We start from the raw sequence: 15940 nt of genomic DNA on the forward strand, positions 1-15940 counted from the left end.
AAAAACATGAGCGTTCGATAGAATTTCCACGGATATATCTCCGTTTTCTTTCACATCTTGGTTATTCGTCATCGCCGGACACCTCGTTTGACGGTGCTGCCGGCATCCGGCAGCACCCCGATTGTGACGTGCGCACCAGGATTTTCGCTTGTCGAAAACCCCGGCGTGACGCACCCCTATCCATCCATTTATCGAATTGCCTGTATGGCTTTTTTAGTATGTTCAGATAGTAGAACGTTATAGCGTTTTCAGCAACGCGCGCGCGTCCTCGAGCTGCGGGAAGGGGCGATTCAGGGCCAGCAGGGTTTCCAGTTCCTTGCGTGCGGCTTTCTTGTCGCCCGATTTATTCAGGCCGACCGCCAGGTGATAACGCAGTTCCGGCGCCCCCGGCGCACCCGCCACCGCCTTTTGCAGCAGCGGCAGCCCGCGTTCGACATTGCCCTGTTCCACCAGCATCCAGCCCAGCGTATCCATCACGGCGGCGTTGTTCGATGCCGCCTTGTAAGCCTGCTCGGCCGTGGCCAGGGCGCGCGGGTCCTTGTCCTGCTGGTAGGCCCAGGCCAGGTTGTTCAGGGCCGCGCCATTGCCCGGCTCGCGCTTGACCAGGGCCTCGAGGATGGCGATGGCCGGCTTGAACTGCTTCTCGGCCATGTGCGACTCGGCCAGGTACATCTGCACCGAGGCATCGTTCGGATTCTGCTTGGCCCAGGCCGCGATGCGCGCCTGCGCTTCCTTGGTCTTGCCGGCCCGGCGCAGGGTCTCGGCGCTGCGCAGCATGATCGCGCCCGACTTGGTGATCGCCAGCGCCTTGTCGTAGGCGGCCACGGCCAGTTCCGGTTTCTTCAGGGTCTGCTGGAGGTCGCCTTCGAGCAGGAAGCCAACCGGCGAACCCGGGGTCTTCTGCTGCAGTTCGCGCGTCATCGCCAGCGCTTCGTCCTGGCGGCCGCGGCGCATGGCCAATTCCACCTGGGCCACGCGCGCCTGCAGCAGGTCGGGCTGCAGGGCGACGGCTTTTTTCAGCGCGTCGGCGGCCGCGGCGTCGTTCTTCAGGCGCGCCTGGGCGCCGGCCAGGCGCATCTGCGCCAGGGCCGACTTCGGCATCATGCCGGCCAGCTTGCTGTAGCTGTCGAGTGCGCCCTGGGCGTCGTCGTTGGCCAGCTGGGCCTGGCCGAGCAGGTCGAGCATGTCGGCGCTGGACGGGTTCGAGGCCTGGAACTTGCGTGCCAGGGTCAGGGCCTTTTTCTCCTGCTTGGTACCGAGGTAATGCACGCCCAGCTTCAGCACGGCGGGAATCGCATCCGGGTTCTCGGCTTGCGCCTTTTCCAGCCAGGTGGTGGCTTCGTCCGGCTTTTGTTGCAGCATGGCCAGGTCGGCCAGCGCGGCCATTGCGCCGAAGTTCTTCTTGTCCTTTTCGAGGATGGTTTCGAAGCGCTTGCGGGCGGCGTCGGGCTTGTTCTCGCGCAGGTCGAGCTGGGCCAGGTTGGCGGCGGCCGGGAAGAAGGTCGGCTGCAGCTGCAGCGCCTTTTCAAAGGCCGCGCGCGCGGCGGCCACGTCGCCCTTGGCCAGTTGCACCGAGGCCTTCAGGTTCTGGGTCTGCGGATTATCGGGCTGGGCCTGCTCCAGCTTCTCGGCCGCGGCCAGGGCCTTGTCGTAGTGCTTCAGGTTGAGTTCGGCCTGGACCAGCGCGGTCAGGGCGCGCGGCGACTTCGGATCGAGTTCGGCGGCGCGCTGCAGCTCGTTGATGGCCTGGGCGCTGTCGCCCTGGTTCAGGCGCGACAGGCCGAGCGAGGTGTGGACCACGGCAGCGTCGGGCGCCAGCTTGGCGGCCTTTTCGAACAGGGCGGTGGCCTTGCCGAAGTCGCGCGCCTGCATGTAGGACTCGCCGGCCAGGGCCAGCAATTGCGGGTCGTTGGTGCTGTCGATGGCCGGGGCCAGCGCGGCGACGGCGTCGCCCGGCTGCGCGCCCTTGAGCAAGGCCTGGGCCAGCAGCTTGCGCGCATACAGGTTGTTCGGGTCGGCCGCCAGGTACTTGCGCAGGTGGCTTTCGGCCGCCCCGTTGGCACCCAGGTTGAGTTCGACGGCGCCGGCCAGCAGGATGCTCGGCAGGTGTTCCGGCGCGCTCTTCATGATCTTTTGCAGCGATTCGCGCGCGGCCGGGTACTTGCCTTCGGTGTAGTCGACCAGGGCCTGGGCATGGACCACGGCCAGGCTGTTCGGTGCGGCCTTGCGGCCGGCTTCGATCTCGGCGCGCGCTTCGGCGTACTTGCCCTGCTCGATGCGGATATAGGCTTTTTCGACGTTGGCATTGCGGTCGTTCGGACGCAGGGCCAGCACCTTGTCGAAGGCCTTGACGGCTTCGTCGCTCTTGCCGGTGGCGCGCAGCATGCCGCCGCGGAACATCCAGACGTCGGCATTGTTCGCGTCCTTGGTAATCGCTTCGGTCGCATAGCGCTCGGCGGCTTCGGCGTCGCGGTTGACCAGGGCATGGCGCGCCAGGCCGGTCAGGGCCGCGCCATTGTTCGCCTGCAGGGCCAGCGCCGCTTCATACGATTTCTTTGCCTCGTCCTGCTGGTTCTGGGCCAGCAGGGCGTCGCCGCGCAGGGCCAGCAGCGGAGCCGACTTGGCCACCAGTTCCGGCTTCAGTTCGTCCAGCGTTTCCTTGAACTTGCCCTGCGATTGCAGGGCGCGCGCCAGCTGCGGCAGCACGCGCTCGGCCGGGGCGCCCAGGCTGGCCGCCTTGCGCAATTCCTTCTCGGCCGAGACCGGATCGGCGGTCTCGACATACAGGGTGCCCAGCTGCAGGCGCGCTTCGGCGTCTTCGGGGCTCTTCGACACCGCATTCTTCAACTGGATCAGGGCGGCCTTGGTATCGCCTTTCTGCTGGTACTGCTTGGCCTCGGCCAGCAGAGTTGCGGTCGATTCGTCGCGGCTGCAGCCACCCAGGGCGCCGAGCAGAAGGGCGCTCGTCAGGGCGGCGGTGGTCAGGGTGATCTTGGAGACTTTACGGGACATGGGTTCCTCAGGGGTTGTGCAGGTGCCGTCCGAAAGGCGGGCGACGAGTTTCCTCACTAACAATAATACCTCAAGGAATGGGATGTATCCCGCACAATCCTACCCGCATTTTTATTGCTGTTGCATGCACGCGATTTCTCCTGAGAACGTTATTTCCTGGAGGAATATTCGGCGGAATATTTATTCGCAGGGAGGAGGCTTTTCGGGGCTATATAACCCTAGCCGGCGTCGCCCTTGCGCAGGCGGCCGAGCAGGGCCTCGACGTTTTCGCCCACCGGCAAGCCATGGCGGCGCAGCAGCTGTATGTGCAGGACCATGTTTTCCAGCACCAGCTTGGCCGACACCGCCAGCAGGGTCATCAGGCGGTCTTCGGTGCTGAAGTTCTCCATCGACGCGGCCATCTCGCACAGGTGGCTGGCCACCAGCTCGCGCAGGTCTTCCTCGGCAAATGGCAGGTCGGCGAAATCGATCGGGTCTTCCTGCTCGACTTCGCGCATCAGTGCGGCGAGTTGTTCGGGTTTGATCGGCATGCGAATCTCCCTCCATTAGCGGTAGAGCCATTCTAGAACATCTACTAGAATGGCCTGATGATGCCAAATGGAAACTCACTGGAGGTGGGAGTCATCGGCGCCGGGACCGCGGGGCTGGCCACGGCCATTGCCCTGGCGCGTGCCGGCCATGCGGTGACGGTGTTCGAGAAGCACCGCGCTCTGGTGCCGCTGGGCGCGGGCATCCTGATCCAGCCCCAGGGCATCGCGGCGCTGGATGCGCTCGGCGTCGGCGCCGCCTTCCATGCGGCCAGCGTGCCGGTCACGCGGCTGAGCGGCACCTGTCACCGCAACTGGCGCATCGTCGATATCGATTACGGCCAGGGCGAGGCGCGCGGCGTCAGCCGCACGGCGCTGGCGCAGCTGCTGCTCGATGCGGCGCTGGGCCTTGGCGTGCAGGTGCGCTATGCCAGTCCGGTCGAGCGGGTGGTGGTGCATGGCGCACAGGCGGCGATCGTCACGCCCGATGCGGATCGGCGCTTCGACCTGGTGGTGATCTCCGATGGCGCCGCCTCCGTGCTGCCGGCCCAGGTCGGACTGGCGGTGGCCTCGACGGTCTACAAGTGGGGCGCGCTGTGGGCCATGTTCGACGTGGCCGACTGGGCCGGCCAGGCCCTGCTCGAGCAGCGCTACGGCGGCACGCGCCAGATGTACGGGCTGATGCCGACCGCGCGAATTGGCAGCAAGCTGCGCCTGTCGATGTTCTGGAGCCTGCCGTGCAGCGCGTATGCCGCCTGGCAGGCGCGGCCTATCGGGGACTGGAAGGACGAGTTGCTGGCCCTGTGGCCGGAATCGCATCCGGTGGTCGAACAGATCGTGGGCCACGACCAGTTTGCGCTGGCCACCTACCGCCACGCGCGCGCCAAACGCCTGGCCAGCGGGCCGGTGTGCGTGGTCGGCGACGCCGCGCACGCGATGAGTCCGCAGCTGGGCCTTGGGAGCACGCTGGCGGTGCAGGATGCGCTGGCACTGGCCAACGCGGTCGGCGCAAAGGGCGCGATCGAAGGCGGCGCGCAGTATTCGGACGAGCGCCTGTGCGCGGTACGCAACTACCAGCTGTTCAGCAAGGCGCTGACACCCTGTTTCCAGGCCGAGGGCAACGGCCTGTGGCGCGATGTGCTGTTCGGGCTGGGCCTGAAGCTGCCCGGCATCCCGCAGCTGATGGTGCGCAGCATCGCCGCGCCGCCCCGGCAGGCGAAAAAAATCCCCGTGCCGGTCGCAGGGACCTTGCACGGGGACTGAGCGCCAGCGTCGCGGCTTACATGTTGCGGCGGTACTGCCCACCCACCTCGAACAGCGCGGTGGTGATCTGGCCCAGCGAGCAGACGCGCACGGCGTCCATCAGTTTCTCGAACACGTTCTGGTTGTCGATCGCGGCCTGCTGCAGGGCGGCCAGGGCGGCCGGCGCCGCATTCGCATTGCGGGCGTGGAAGGCGTCCAGGCGCGTGAGCTGCGACTGCTTCTCGTCGTCGGTGGAACGGGCCAGCTCGATCGTCGCCGGGGCTTCCGCGCCCTTCGGATTGCGGAAGGTGTTCACGCCGATGATCGGCAGTGAGCCGTCGTGCTTCTTGTGCTCGTACAGCATCGACTCTTCCTGGATCTTGCCGCGCTGGTAGCCGGTTTCCATCGCACCCAGCACGCCGCCGCGCTCGGCGATGCGCTCGAATTCCTGCAGCACGGCTTCTTCGACCAGGTCGGTCAGTTCGTCCATGATGAAGGAACCCTGGTTCGGGTTCTCGTTCTTGGCCAGGCCCCATTCGCGGTTGATGATCAGCTGGATGGCGAGGGCGCGGCGCACGGATTCGTCGGTCGGCGTGGTGATCGCTTCGTCGTAGGCGTTGGTGTGCAGTGAGTTGCAGTTGTCGTAGATCGCGATCAGCGCCTGCAAGGTCGTGCGGATGTCGTTGAAGTCGATCTCCTGCGCGTGCAGCGAGCGGCCCGAGGTCTGGATGTGGTACTTCAGCTTTTGCGAGCGGTCATTGGCGCCGTACTTGTCGCGCATCGATACGGCCCAGATGCGGCGCGCCACGCGGCCCAGCACCGTGTATTCCGGGTCCATGCCGTTCGAGAAGAAGAAGGACAGGTTCGGCGCGAAGTCGTCGATGTGCATGCCGCGCGCCAGGTAGGCTTCGACGAAGGTGAAGCCGTTCGACAGCGTGAACGCCAGCTGCGAGATCGGGTTCGCGCCGGCTTCGGCGATGTGGTAGCCCGAGATCGACACGGAGTAGAAGTTGCGCACCTGGTGGTGGACAAAGTATTCCTGGATGTCGCCCATCACCTTCAGCGAAAACTCGGTGGAGAAGATGCAGGTGTTCTGGCCCTGGTCTTCCTTCAGGATGTCGGCCTGCACGGTGCCGCGCACGTTGGCCAGCACCCATTCCTTGATCTTCGCGGCTTCGTCTTGAGTCGGCTGGCGGCCGTTGTCAAGCACGAACTTGTCGATCTGCTGGTCGATGGCGGTGTTCATGAACATCGCCAGGATGGTCGGGGCCGGGCCGTTGATGGTCATCGATACCGAGGTCGACGGGCTGCACAGGTCGAAGCCGTCGTACAGCACCTTCATGTCGTCCAGGGTCGCGATCGAGACGCCCGAGTTGCCGACTTTACCGTAGATGTCGGGACGCAGCGCCGGGTCGGCGCCGTACAGGGTGACCGAGTCGAAGGCGGTCGACAGGCGCTTGGCGTCCATGCCGGTCGAGACCAGCTTGAAGCGCTTGTTCGTACGGAAGGCGTCACCTTCGCCGGCGAACATGCGGGTCGGGTCTTCACCCTCGCGCTTGAAGGCGAACACGCCGGCCGTGAACGGGAAGGAGCCCGGCACGTTTTCCAGCATCAGGAAGCGCAGCACTTCGCCGTGGTCCTCGAAACGCGGCAACGCGACCTTGCGGATGGTGGTGCCGGACAGGGTTTTCTGCACCAGTTTGGTGCGGATTTCCTTGTCGCGGATCTTGACCACGTAGTCGTCGCCGGCGTAGGCGGCCTGCATGTCGGGCCACATGTCGAGCAGCTTTTTCGCATTGCCGTCCATGGCGTTTTCGCGCTCGGTGATCAGGTCGTCAAGCACCACTTCGCGGTTGGCGGCGGCCAGCATGCGCTTCGTTTCGCGCAACTGCTGGCGCTCGCGGGCCAGTTTGACCTGCTTGGCCGTGTTCTTGTGGTAGCCGCGCACGGTGTCCGCGATCTCGGCCAGGTAGCGTGCGCGGGCCGGCGGCACGATCACGTTCTTGCCGCTCGAATGCTTTTGTTCCGGCGCCGCCAGTTTCGAGGCTTCGATCTTCAGGCCGAGTTCCGCCAGCTTCGGCAGCAGGCCGTGATACAGGGCGGTCACGCCGTCGTCGTTGAAGCGCGAAGCCTGGGTGCCGAACACCGGCATCTGGTCCGGGCTCTGCATCCACAGTTCGCGGTTGCGTTGGTACTGCTTGGCCACGTCGCGCAGCGCATCCTGGGCACCCTTGCGGTCGAACTTGTTGATGGCGATGAAGTCGGCGAAATCGAGCATGTCGATTTTTTCCAGCTGCGAGGCGGCGCCAAATTCCGGGGTCATCACGTACATCGAGGCGTCGACGTGCGGCACGATGGCGGCGTCGCCCTGTCCAATGCCCGAGGTTTCGACGATCACGAGGTCGAAGCCGGCGACCTTGCAGGCCGCGATCACGTCTGGCAGGGCGTGCGAGATTTCCGAACCCGCTTCGCGCGTGGCCAGCGAGCGCATGAAGACGCGCGCTTGCCCATTCCACGGATTGATGGCGTTCATGCGGATGCGGTCGCCGAGCAGGGCGCCGCCGGATTTACGGCGCGACGGGTCGATCGAGATCACCGCGATGTTCAGGCGATCGTTCTGGTCGAGGCGGATGCGGCGGATCAGTTCATCGGTCAGCGAAGACTTGCCGGCGCCGCCGGTGCCGGTGATGCCCAGCGCCGGCACGCGCAGGTTGTCGGCGGCCTCCACGATCTGCTTGCGCAGTTCCGGGTCGGCCTTGCCGTTTTCCAGGGCAGTGATGAGCTGGGCCAGCGGGCGGTGGCGTGCGGCGATGTCGCCTTGCTGGAGCGCGTCGATGCTGGTCGGCGCGTAGGGCGAAAGGTCGATGTCGCAGGCTTCGATCATCGAGCGGATCATACCGACCAGGCCCATGCGCTGGCCGTCTTCCGGGCTGAAGATGCGCGTCACGCCATAGGCGTGCAGTTCGGCGATCTCGGACGGGACGATCACGCCGCCGCCGCCGCCGAACACCTTGATGTGGGCGCCGCCGCGTTGTTTCAGCAGGTCGATCATGTACTTGAAGTACTCGACGTGGCCGCCCTGGTAGCTGGAGATGGCGATGCCTTGCACGTCTTCGGCCAGGGCCGCGGTGACGACGTCGTCGACCGAGCGGTTGTGGCCGAGGTGGATGACCTCGACGCCGTTCGACTGCAGGATGCGGCGCATGATGTTGATCGAGGCGTCGTGGCCGTCGAACAGGGAAGCGGCGGTAACGAAGCGCACCTTGTTGGCCAGTTTTGGCTGTTCAGGCAGGTCGAGCTTGGCGGCAGGGGTGATGTCGTTCATGGTGTTCCTTCTGGAAGCGGAAGCGGACAGGGTCGATTTGTACGGTATATGACGTTAACGTTAACGTCAAGTTCGGGGTGTGATCAAACGGTGGCGTGTGATGTAGGGTGGACGGGTTCCCCGTCCACGCGTTCAACGAATGTCGGATCGTTCGCGAAATATCGATGGATGGTTGAACGCGTGGATGGCGGAGCCATCCACCCTACGATCATGCAGCGCGTCGCTTGACGTTGCCGCTGAGCAGCTCAGCCTTGCGCAAACGGAAAGTCTCGACCGCCTTTTCCTTCACATGACCGAAGCCACGGATCTGTTCCGGCAGGCTGGCCAGTTCCACCGCATCGGCATGCGAGGCGGCAGTCAGGGACGGCAGCAGTGCCTCGATCATCTGGCGGTACTCCGCGATGAGGGCACGTTCCATCCTGCGCTCGGCCGTGTAGCCGAACACGTCGAACGCACCGCCACGCAGGCCTTTCAGCTTGGCCAGCAGCCTGAACGCGCCGAACATCCACGCGCCGAACTCCCGCTTCACCAGCTCGCCCTTGGCATTCTTCTTGGCGAACATCGGCGGCGCCAGGTTGAACTTCAGCTTCACGTCGCCTTCGAACTGCGACTTCACGCTTTCCAGGAAACGGCCATCGGTGTACAGGCGCGCCACTTCATACTCGTCCTTGTAGGCCATCAGTTTGAAGTAGTACTTGGCCACGGCCATCGACAGCCGGTTGCCCATGCTGACCGCCGTTTCGGCCGCGCGCACGCGCTCGACCAGGTCCAGGTACACGCCGGCATAGGCCGCATCCTGGTAAGCGGTCAGGAAGTCGACGCGCTTCTTGATGACGTTGTCCAGGCTCTGCGGCATCTGCACCAGCACCGCCTGGGTCGGCGTCGCGGTGCGCTCGACGCGCTTGAAGTCGACCGCGGCGCGGCGACCCCACAGGAAGCTCTTCTTGTTCGAGGCCACCGCCACGCCATTCAGCTCGATCGCGCGCATCAAGGATGCTTCGGTCAGCGGAATGCGGCCCTTCTGCCAGGCGTAACCCATCAGGAACAGGTTGGTGGCGATCGAGTCGCCCATCAGCGCGGTCGCCAGCCTGGTGGCATCGACGAAATCGGCCCCGGATGCACCCCCGACCGCTTCCACGATCAGGCCGCGCACGTCCTCGGCCGGGAACTGCCAGTCGGCGTTCTGGGCAAAGGTACCGGTCGGCTGCTCGTGCAGATTCACGATGGCCAGCGTGCGGCCCGGACGCATCTTCGAGATCGCATCGGCCGCGCCGGTGGTGAGCATGTCGCAGCCCAGCACCAGGTCGGCCTCGCCGGTGGCGATGCGCTGGGCGCGCAGGCGTTCCGGCGTGGCGGCAATCTTTACGTGCGAGGTGACCGAACCGTTCTTCTGGCTCATGCCGGTCATGTCCAGCACCGAGGCGCCTTTCGCTTCCAGGTGCGCGGCCATGCCCATCAGGGCGCCGACGGTGATCACGCCGGTGCCGCCGATGCCGTTGATCAGGATGTTGTACGGGTGCTCGACCGATGGGAGCACAGGCTCGGGCAGCGCGCCCCAGCCATCGTCATCGCCCTTGCTGACACCGGCCTTGTTCTTCTTCAGCGTGCCGCCTTCGACGGTGACGAAACTCGGGCAGAAGCCCTTGGCGCAGGAATAATCCTTGTTGCAGGACGACTGGTCGATCTGGCGCTTGCGCCCGAACTCGGTTTCCTTCGGCAGGATCGAGACGCAGTTCGACTGGATGCCGCAGTCGCCGCAGCCTTCGCAGACGGCTTCGTTGATGACCATGCGCTTCGGCAGATCGGGGAACTCGCCTTTCTTGCGGCGGCGGCGCTTCTCGGCGGCGCAGGTCTGGTCGTAGATGATGACCGACACGCCCGGCAGGTCGCGCAATTCGCGCTGGATGTCGTCCATCTCCTTGCGGTCGTGCAGGGTCACGATGCCCGGCAGGCTAGATCTGTCGGCATAGCGCGACAGGTCTTCGGTCACCAGGGCGATGCGCTTCACGCCTTCGGCTGCCATCTGCTGGGCGATCATCGGCACCGAGGTCTGGCCGTCGACCGGCTGGCCGCCGGTCATCGCCACCGCATCGTTGTAGAGGATCTTGTAGGTGATGTTCACCTTGGCCGACACCGCGGCGCGCACCGCCAGGTAACCCGAGTGGAAGTAGGTGCCGTCGCCCAGGTTCTGGAACACGTGCGGCACTTTCGAGAACGCGGCCTGGCCGATCCAGGGCGCGCCTTCGCCGCCCATGTGGGTGGTCAGCTTGTTCATCTCGGGGTAGATCGAGGTGGCCATCACGTGGCAGCCGATGCCGGCCAACGCGGAGGAACCGTCGGGCACCTTGGTCGAGGTGTTGTGCGGGCAGCCGGAGCAGTAGAACGCCGGGCGGAAAGGCGTGGTGATCGCCTTTTGCAGCACCGCGTCTTTCGCATCGAGGAAGGCCAGGCGTGCGCGGATCAGGTCGCGCGTGGTGTCGTCGGCGACCAGGCGCGCGATGCGGCCGGCGATCACGCGCGCCACTTGCGCCACCGAGAAGTCGGCTTTCGGCGGCAGCAGCCAGTCGCCGCGCGGCGCCACCCACTCGCCCTTGTCGTCGAACTTGCCGATGATGTGCGGACGGACGTCGTCGCGCCAGTTGTACAGCTGTTCCTTCAACTGGTATTCGACGACCTGGCGCTTCTCTTCGACCACCAGGATTTCTTCCAGACCCTGCGCGAATTCGCGCACGCCTTCCGGCTCCAGCGGCCAGATCATCGCGACCTTGAACAGGCGCAGGCCGACTTTCGCGGCCATGACTTCGTCGATGCCGAGTTCTTCCAGCGCTTCCAGCACGTCGAGGTAGGATTTACCCGAGGCGATGATGCCGAGCTTGGCGTTCGGGCTGTCGATGGTGGTGTGATTCAGCTTGTTTTCGCGGGCGTAGGCCAGGGCTGCATAGATCTTGTAGTCCTGCATCAGCGCTTCCTGGTTGCGCGCCTGCTGGCCCAGCGGGACCGACGACAACTTGGTATTGAGGCCGCCTTCGGGCATCACGAAGTCCTGCGGCAGTTTTACCTGCACGCGGTGCGGATTGGCGTCGACCGAGGCGCTCGATTCGACCGTGTCGGCCAGGGCCTTGAAGGCGACCGCACAGCCCGAGAAGCGCGACATCGCCCAGCCGTGCACGCCGAGGTCCAGGTATTCCTGCACGTTGCAGGGGTAGAGCACCGGGATCATGCAGGCTGAGAAGATGTGATCCGACTGGTGCGGCAGCGTCGAGGAGTAGGCGCCGTGGTCGTCGCCGGCCACCAGCAGCACGCCGCCGTGTTTCGATGTGCCGGCGTGGTTCATGTGCTTGAAGACGTCGCCGCAACGGTCGACGCCCGGGCCCTTGCCGTACCACATGGCGAACACGCCGTCGTACTTGCTCGGGCCGATCAGGTCGACGGTCTGCGTGCCCCAGACGGCGGTCGCGGCCAGGTCTTCGTTCACGCCCGGGACGAACTGCACGTGGTTCGCTTCCAGGTGCGCCTTCGCCTTCCACAGCGTTTCGTCGAGGCCGCCCAGGGGCGAACCGCGGTAGCCGGAGACAAAGCCGGCCGTGTCGAGGCCGGCGGCGGCGTCGCGCTCGCGCTGCATCATCGGCAGGCGCACCAGGGCCTGGATACCGGACAGGAAGATGTTGCCGGTCTTGGCGGTGTACTTGTCGTCGAGGGTGACGGTGGTGAGGCGCGAGGAATAGTCGAGCGCAGGCTCGCGCGGCGCGGCGGTGTCGGGCATGTGTGTCTCCAGCTTGTGATGGTTTTTACCTGCCGCTCGGCGGCGCCGGGTAGGCGTGCTTCAGGGCAGGTGCTTGTCGCGGTAAGCGACTTGTCAAGCGGCGTGGAGTGTAGATCCTGCGTCAGGGAAGGGGGAAATACGGAATCGGGATGGGGGTATAAGAAAAAATGATGGCCTACTGCCGCAAGCGCGCGCCCGGCCATTGCCCGTTCGTGCACAGCGTGTCCGTCACCTCGCGCACCAGGCGGCCGATGGCCGCCGCTGCATTCGTCAGCGGGATGTTGCGCGAGGCGCAGAGCGTGACGCCGCGCCGGATCGGCGGGCTGTGCACCGGCACGGCGACCAGGGCGCCGCTGTCGATCTCGGCGCGCAGCGGCGCCAGCGGCAGCAGGGTCGCGCCCATGTCGGCCAGCAGGGCGGATTTCAGGATCGCGATCGAATTGATCTCGATGATGTTGGCCAGCGCCAGCCCGGCGCCGGCGGCCGTCTGCTCGATCAGCGGGCGCACGCCGTGCTGGCGCGCCGGCAGGATCAGGGTGCTGGCCAGCGCCACGCCGAGCGTGATCGCGGGGCCTGGCGGCACCCAGCTTGAACCTGCGCGGCAGATGTACACCAGGTCTTCCTCGACCAGCGGCGTCGCATCGAGGCTGCCGAGCTGGCCGTCGTCGAACAGCACCGCCAGGTTCAGGCGTCCGGATTTCAGCTGCTCGATCAGGTTGCCGGTGATTTCCTCGGTCAGCTGCAGGGTGATCTCGGGGTAGGTGGCGCGCGCGGCGGTGAGCAGGGGCAGGGCCAGGGCGCCGGAAATGCTGTGCGGCAGGCCGAGGCTGACGCTGCCCGAGGGGCGGGTGGCCGACTGGGTGACGGCTGCGCGCGCATCGGCCACCTGTTTCAGGATGGCCTGGGCATGTTCATAGAAGATCTTGCCGGCGTCGGTGCTGAGCACGCCGTGGGCCGAGCGGTGCAGCAGCTGGGCGCCGAGCTCTTCTTCCAGCTGGCGCAGCTGCTGGGTCAGCGCCGGCTGCGCCACGTGCAGCACCAGCGCCGCGCGCGAGAGCGAGCCATGGTCGACGATGGCAACGAAATAACGGAGTTGTCTCAATTCCATTAATACGGTTTTCCGCCTAATTTTGTGCCTAGTTGCAACAGTTGTTGCGATGCTTTATCGACGAAAAAAGTTTATGCATGGAAAGTAGATTGATATACTTCACTATCCGCCGGGTGGCGGAGATTAACACAGGCCGGACCACTGCAATGCTCAAGAAAATCGATTCCTCCCAGCTGCGCCTCGGCATGTCCATCCACGATCTGGATTGCGGCTGGATGGAGCATCCCTTCGTACGTGCCCGCTTCGTGCTGACGAGCGAGGACGAGATCCGCAAGATCGTCCAGGCCGGCATCCGCGGCGTGGTGATCGATTGCGCCAAAGGCCTCGATGTGGCGGACGCACCGACCCTGGCCGAGGTCCAGGCCCAGACCGAGCAGGAAGTGATCGAGATCGCGGCCCGGCCGGTCAAGCCCGTGCGCGCCAGCCTGGCCGACGAAATGCAGCGCGCCGTGAACATCCGGCGCCAGGCGGTGGGCCTGGTACGCACCGTGATGCAGGACGCGCGCCTGGGCAAGGCGGTGGAACTCGACAACGTGAGTCCGGTGGTGCAGAACATCACCGAATCGATCCTGCGCAATTCCGGCGCGCTGCTCGGCCTCCTGCGCATCAAGACCAAGGACGACTACACCTTCCTGCATTCGGTCAGCGTGTGCACGCTGCTGGTGGCGTTCTGCCGTTCGCGCGGCATGGACGACGAAACGATTTACCAGGCCGGCATCGGCGGCCTGCTGCACGACACCGGCAAGGCGCTGGTGCCGGATGCCATCCTGAACAAGCCGGGCCGCCTCACCGACGAGGAATTCGCGATCATCAAGAAGCACCCGCGCGACGGCTACGACATCCTGCGCCAGAATCCCGAGATTGGCGCGATCCCGCTCGACATCACGCTGCACCACCACGAGCGGCGCGATGGCAGCGGCTATCCGGACCTGCAGAAAGAGGGCGAGATCAGCGAACTGGCGCAGATGACAGCCATCGTCGACGTCTACGATGCGATCACCTCGGACCGCAGCTACCACAAGGGCATGCCGGCGGCGGACGCGCTGCGCAAGATCTATGAGTGGAGCAAGTTCCACTTCAACCCGGCGCTGACCCAGGAATTCATGCGCTGCGTGGGCATCTACCCGGTCGGCACGATGGTCATGCTGGAGTCGGGACGCCTGGGCGTGGTGGTCGAGCCGCACGAAAGCAACCTGCTCACGCCGAAGGTGAACGTGTTCTTCAACACGAAAAGCCAGACCTATATCCGGCCCGAGCTGCTGGATTTGTCGCGTCCGTTCGGCTTCGGCGGCGGCGACAAGATCCTGCGCCACGAATCGCCCGACAAGTGGCAGGTCGATCCGAACCGCTTTTTACTCGTGGCTTAGAAGAATTCGGCCGTATCGTTCGAGGCCACCGTCTGCAACAGGCCTTGCTCGACCAGCTCGTTGTAGTGGCAGGCCTGGTTGCGGCCGTGGGTCTTGGCGAAATACAGGGCCTGGTCGGCGTGACCGAGCGTGACCACCGGCGAATCGAAGGGGCTGATGCTGACGAAACCGACGCTTACCGTGACCCGCCCCACCTGCGGGAAATCGTAGGCTTCGACATTCGCGCGGAAGCGGTCGATGATGCGGCGCGCATTCTCCAGCGTGGTGGCGCGCAGCAGCACCACGAATTCCTCGCCGCCGAAGCGGAACACCCGGTCCTGGGCACGAAACGAAGCCTGCAGCTGGTTCGCGATCAGGATCAGCACTTCGTCGCCATACAGGTGGCCGAAGGTGTCGTTGACGAGCTTGAAATGGTCGACGTCGACCACGGCCAGCCACTGCTTTTCCTCTTCGCGATGCTGGCGCCGCTCGGGTTGGCCGGGCTGTGGCGGCTCGGGTTCGCACGGACATTGCAGCATGCGCGCCAACTGGTCCTCGAAGGTCTTGCGGTTCAGGAGGCCGGTGAGCGAATCGCGTTCGCTGTAGTCGAGCAGGTTCTGGAAATTCCGGTAGACGCCGACGATCCCGGCCACCGTATGGATGGTCTGGGCCGGGAAGGGCGCCGCGCGCACGATCTCGAGGCAGGTATCGGCCTTGTCGCCGAACCAGATCGGCAGCCACAGGGTGCGGGTGCCATCGGGCGCCACGGCTTCGGCGCTGGTTTCGCGGGCGGCCAGGCAGGCCGCGAGTTCGGGATAGCTGGCCAGCGGCACTCCTGGCGCGGCGCTGTCGAGCGCATCGTGGACCCGGGCGCCGGCGCCGGCTTCGATGCTGGCACGGACCCGCACATGGAGCTGGCCGGCAATGTTATAGAGGGATAACACCCGCGTCTGCGCGGCGGCGGCCAGTTCCTGGACTGCCGCGATCACCGAGATATCGAGCATCGTGTGGTCGCGGTGGCCAGTCATGTCCACCATGTGTTTCAGAAGGGAATCCATGTCATTCTCAGAAATGTAATCTACCCACTCGCCGTAAAACGGCGCCCTGCCACTTCTCTACAGAAGGTTAAATTTCCAAAGAGCAAGTGGAACAGCATAAACGTTTTTTGCATTTACAGCAATAATTTCGCCTATTCTTTTGGCGATATGGCAGCACGGTATTTCTCGTTTGCGACAGCTCAAACATTTCCCGAAGCAAATAATTCCCGTGGGAAAGTTTGAGTGCACTCAAGTTGCCGTACGGCACTAAAACATATGATGAACTTACTGAAACGGAAACGACAACGCAGTGTCAGCCGAGTCAGGGAAGTGCTCCGTTTCAGGGTTGTTCTTATAAACCACCATATGGAGTTTGTCATGAAAACGATCTTTACCGCTATCCAAGCTTTCGTTGCTGATGAAGACGGTGTGACTGCCATCGAGTATGGCCTGATCGCTGCCCTGATCGGCGTCGCGATGGCCGGTGCGGCTACGCTGCTGGGTGAGCAGATCGAAACGACCTTTACCACCGTGAAAGACAAGCTGGTGGCTGCACTGGCTCCGTAATTCACTAGGTCTT

At 64.6% G+C, this 15940-nt stretch carries 9 protein-coding genes; 3 read left to right on the forward strand and 6 right to left on the reverse strand.

Going from position 1 to position 15940, the window contains the following annotated elements:
- Window positions 1-237: 237 nt before the first annotated feature.
- Both prsT and ACWYRN_RS09445 read right to left on the reverse strand, forming a co-directional pair.
- Window positions 238-3012, reverse strand: coding sequence for an XrtA/PEP-CTERM system TPR-repeat protein PrsT (prsT, locus tag ACWYRN_RS09440; protein ID WP_488692148.1), 2775 nt, complete (start codon window positions 3010-3012; stop codon window positions 238-240).
- Window positions 3013-3230: 218 nt separating this feature from the next.
- Window positions 3231-3542 (reverse strand): hypothetical protein, encoded by a 312-nt coding sequence (locus ACWYRN_RS09445; protein ID WP_488692149.1) that lies wholly within the window; start codon window positions 3540-3542, stop codon window positions 3231-3233.
- A 57-nt stretch (window positions 3543-3599) separates the two neighbouring features.
- Here ACWYRN_RS09445 and ACWYRN_RS09450 point away from each other — a divergent pair, with 57 nt between their 5' ends.
- Entirely contained in the window at window positions 3600-4802 is a 1203-nt protein-coding gene (locus tag ACWYRN_RS09450; RefSeq protein WP_488692150.1) for an FAD-dependent oxidoreductase, read from the forward strand.
- A gap of 16 nt (window positions 4803-4818) precedes the next feature.
- Here ACWYRN_RS09450 and icmF read toward each other — a convergent pair whose 3' ends face one another.
- The 3 genes from icmF to ACWYRN_RS09465 form a co-directional block, all read right to left on the reverse strand.
- Window positions 4819-8106, reverse strand: coding sequence for a fused isobutyryl-CoA mutase/GTPase IcmF (icmF, locus tag ACWYRN_RS09455; RefSeq protein WP_488692151.1), 3288 nt, complete (start codon window positions 8104-8106; stop codon window positions 4819-4821).
- Between the two features lie 208 nt (window positions 8107-8314).
- Window positions 8315-11869 carry an indolepyruvate ferredoxin oxidoreductase family protein gene (locus tag ACWYRN_RS09460; RefSeq protein ID WP_488692152.1) on the reverse strand — a complete coding sequence of 1185 codons (3555 nt, stop codon included), beginning with the start codon at window positions 11867-11869 and terminating at the stop codon, window positions 8315-8317.
- A gap of 175 nt (window positions 11870-12044) precedes the next feature.
- A complete protein-coding gene (locus ACWYRN_RS09465) occupies window positions 12045-12977 on the reverse strand; it encodes a LysR family transcriptional regulator (RefSeq protein ID WP_488692153.1) in 933 nt (310 codons plus the stop codon).
- A 146-nt stretch (window positions 12978-13123) separates the two neighbouring features.
- On the opposite strand from ACWYRN_RS09465, the gene ACWYRN_RS09470 reads away from it, so the two are divergent.
- Window positions 13124-14344: an HD-GYP domain-containing protein gene (locus ACWYRN_RS09470; protein ID WP_488692154.1), complete on the forward strand. Its 1221-nt coding sequence runs from the start codon at window positions 13124-13126 to the stop codon at window positions 14342-14344.
- Here the strand turns inward: ACWYRN_RS09470 and ACWYRN_RS09475 are convergent.
- On the reverse strand, window positions 14341-15381 hold the full coding sequence (locus ACWYRN_RS09475) for a GGDEF domain-containing protein (protein ID WP_488692155.1): 1041 nt from the start codon (window positions 15379-15381) through the stop codon (window positions 14341-14343). The genes ACWYRN_RS09470 and ACWYRN_RS09475 overlap by 4 nt on opposite strands.
- Window positions 15382-15738: 357 nt before the next feature.
- Here ACWYRN_RS09475 and ACWYRN_RS09480 point away from each other — a divergent pair, with 357 nt between their 5' ends.
- Window positions 15739-15927 (forward strand): Flp family type IVb pilin, encoded by a 189-nt coding sequence (locus ACWYRN_RS09480; protein ID WP_229436074.1) that lies wholly within the window; start codon window positions 15739-15741, stop codon window positions 15925-15927.
- The last annotated feature ends 13 nt before the right edge of the window (window positions 15928-15940 follow it).

The organism is Massilia sp. BAP21, from assembly GCF_057801335.1.

Bases quoted from the DNA above. Each gene is read 5' to 3' on its own strand.
- ACWYRN_RS09450 (WP_488692150.1), top strand. From the start codon at position 3,600: ATGATGCCAAATGGAAACTCACTGGAGGTGGGAGTCATCGGCGCCGGG.
- ACWYRN_RS09445 (WP_488692149.1), bottom strand. From the start codon at position 3,542: ATGCCGATCAAACCCGAACAACTCGCCGCACTGATGCGCGAAGTCGAG.
- ACWYRN_RS09470 (WP_488692154.1), top strand. From the start codon at position 13,124: ATGCTCAAGAAAATCGATTCCTCCCAGCTGCGCCTCGGCATGTCCATC.
- ACWYRN_RS09475 (WP_488692155.1), bottom strand. From the start codon at position 15,381: ATGGATTCCCTTCTGAAACACATGGTGGACATGACTGGCCACCGCGAC.
- ACWYRN_RS09480 (WP_229436074.1), top strand. From the start codon at position 15,739: ATGAAAACGATCTTTACCGCTATCCAAGCTTTCGTTGCTGATGAAGAC.
- prsT (WP_488692148.1), bottom strand. From the start codon at position 3,012: ATGTCCCGTAAAGTCTCCAAGATCACCCTGACCACCGCCGCCCTGACG.
- icmF (WP_488692151.1), bottom strand. From the start codon at position 8,106: ATGAACGACATCACCCCTGCCGCCAAGCTCGACCTGCCTGAACAGCCA.
- ACWYRN_RS09460 (WP_488692152.1), bottom strand. From the start codon at position 11,869: ATGCCCGACACCGCCGCGCCGCGCGAGCCTGCGCTCGACTATTCCTCG.
- ACWYRN_RS09465 (WP_488692153.1), bottom strand. From the start codon at position 12,977: ATGGAATTGAGACAACTCCGTTATTTCGTTGCCATCGTCGACCATGGC.